This is a genomic window from Kitasatospora sp. NPDC056531 (genome assembly GCF_042794375.1).
Classification (GTDB): Bacteria; Actinomycetota; Actinomycetes; order Streptomycetales; family Streptomycetaceae; genus Kitasatospora.
Window position 1 is genome coordinate 1 of record NZ_JBHTTU010000309.1, and the last position, 2,015, is coordinate 2,015.

3 protein-coding genes are annotated in these 2,015 nt (G+C 74.2%); 2 read left to right on the forward strand and 1 reads right to left on the reverse strand.

Annotated features, from left to right (window positions below; all coding sequences use genetic code 11):
- Positions 1-354: glycoside hydrolase family 15 protein (locus ACFQ87_RS45935; RefSeq protein ID WP_380616998.1), on the forward strand; the 354-nt coding region annotated here is incomplete at its 5' end.
- Positions 355-779: 425 nt separating this feature from the next.
- The gene (locus ACFQ87_RS45940) at positions 780-1,115 is read left to right on the forward strand and encodes an STAS domain-containing protein (RefSeq protein ID WP_380617000.1); all 336 of its coding nucleotides are present in this window, start codon (positions 780-782) and stop codon (positions 1,113-1,115) included.
- A gap of 160 nt (positions 1,116-1,275) precedes the next feature.
- On the opposite strand, the gene ACFQ87_RS45945 is transcribed toward ACFQ87_RS45940, so the two are convergent.
- Entirely contained in the window at positions 1,276-1,791 is a 516-nt protein-coding gene (locus tag ACFQ87_RS45945; RefSeq protein ID WP_380616999.1) for a hypothetical protein, read from the reverse strand.
- Positions 1,792-2,015: the final 224 nt, after the last annotated feature.

The following is a 2,015-nucleotide window of genomic DNA, read 5'->3' on the forward strand; positions in this document are numbered from 1 at the left end:
CGCGGCGCCCTGCCCGCCGACGACCCGCGCAGCCGCGCCACCCTGGACGCCGTCCTGACCGACCTCGCCCAGGACCACTACTGCTACCGCTTCCGCCACGACCGCCGCCCCCTGGAAGACGCCGAGGGCGCGTTCCTGCTGTGCGGATTCCTCGTCGCCCTCGCTCATCACCAGCAGGGCAACCAAACCGAGGCGGTGCGCTGGTTCGAACGCAACCGCGCCGCCTGCGGACCGCCCGGCCTGTACGCCGAGGAGTTCGACGTCGCCCAGCGCCAGCTGCGCGGCAACCTGCCCCAGGCCTTCGTCCATGCCCTTCTTCTGGAGGCCGCCACCACGCTGGCCCGCGCCTGGTGACCAATGCGCCGCGTGACCGCCCGGCCGTATCGCCCGCTGGCAGACCAGCATGGCGGCATGTTGTGTGGCATGACACCACGACGACTGCGGCGCAGCCGCAGCCGCTCCCGAGACGAACGGCTCGGTGCAGCCGGGCGGGAACTGGAGGAGTGGCGCCGTGCCGCCACTTCGGTGAGTGCGGCTGGGGCGATCCGCCCTCGCCTGACGCCTCAGGGCGAGGGGGCCCGCCCCCGAGCCTCTGGCCGGGAACGGGCGGCGAACGCCGCGGCGGGTCGGCGACGGCATGTCGTGGTCGGGTGTTGCGCGGGCCGGTGTCGCGGGACGACGATGGGGTGACCTTCCTCAACTGGTGGTGGGAGGGCCCTGTGATGCGACGACATCAGCGAGCGAATCGACAGCGCCGCACGCCCGCGGCCGTGGGCGGCATGTCGCTGGCCGCGGGCCAGCTCACGGTCCGTTGCGAGCCGCGGCCCGGCGGGCACGCCACGGTCCACCTGGCCGGGGAGATCGACGTGAGCGTGGCCGCCGAACTGACCCACACGCTCGTACGCACCGCCCGTGGCTTCCCGGCCGGGGTTGAGGTCGACCTGTCCGGGGTGGCGTTCTGTGACTGCACCGGCCTGGCCGCGCTGATCCAAGCCTGCCAGAGGACCCGCCACAGCGCCTCGGGCCTGGCGGTCCGTACCGACACCGCCGTGCCGCGCGTCGCCCGGCTCCTCGCCCTGACCCACACCTGTCGTTTGCTGTCCGGCGACACCTGAGGGCGCCGACACCACCTGATGCCACCGACCAGCGGCACCCGCCTGGATCTTCCGCGAGCTCTGAGGCAGCCGCCGAGCCCAAGCCGTACCTGGGTCCGGCGGCGAACCAGGGCGCGGCAGGCCCGGCCAGATGGATGGCGTATCGCGGACGGCAGGTGTGTCAGGGCAGCGCAGCGCTGTCGGCGTCCAGGAGCGCGAGGAGAGTGTCCCGGTGGAGGCCGGCGACGCCTTCGAGGAGGTCGGGATGGCGCAGCAAGGCGGCAGCTTCGCTGTCGCGAGGGCCGGGGACGGTCAGGCGGCGCAGGCCGCCGGCCTCGTCGCGGTGCTCGGTGCGCTCGAGCGCCTGGCGGGCGCGACCGCTCAGGCAGGGGTCGGCCAGGAGGCACGCCGCCCAGCTGACCACGGTCTCGTCGACCCAGGTACGCCACGCCATGCCATCGCTGTCACCGGAGTCGGCCGTGGTGAGCCAGTCGAGCCGGCCGGTGCCGCCCGGGCCGAGGAGGTGGAGCAGCTGCACGTCCAGGGCGGTGGGGTGGCGCAGGTGGGCGGCGAGGGTGGCGGCCTGGCGGGCCTGGGCCTCGGCCAGGGCGTAGTTGACCGCGCCTGCGGGCGGCGGGTAGGCGGCCAAAAGCCAGCGGGTGCAGGCGGCTATGACGGGTGTCAGATCGGCGGGCACGGCAGTCGGTCCCTCGGAAGCGTGCTCGCCTGCCCGGTGATCGGGTGCGCGAGCTGGTGCGCGGGGGCGGCACTGCCACCGCTTCGTAGGCGACCAGTGTAGGCCGGGCCCGGCAGGGGTCGACATGACCGGCGTCACGCCTGGTCCGGGCGGGCGGGCCTCCGATCGGTCCACGCGGTCTGTGGCCGAGCGGTACCAGGCAGGACCGCGGTCCTGCCTGGTAC

Bases quoted from the DNA above. Each gene is read 5' to 3' on its own strand.
- ACFQ87_RS45940 (WP_380617000.1), top strand. From the start codon at position 780: ATGTCGCTGGCCGCGGGCCAGCTCACGGTCCGTTGCGAGCCGCGGCCC.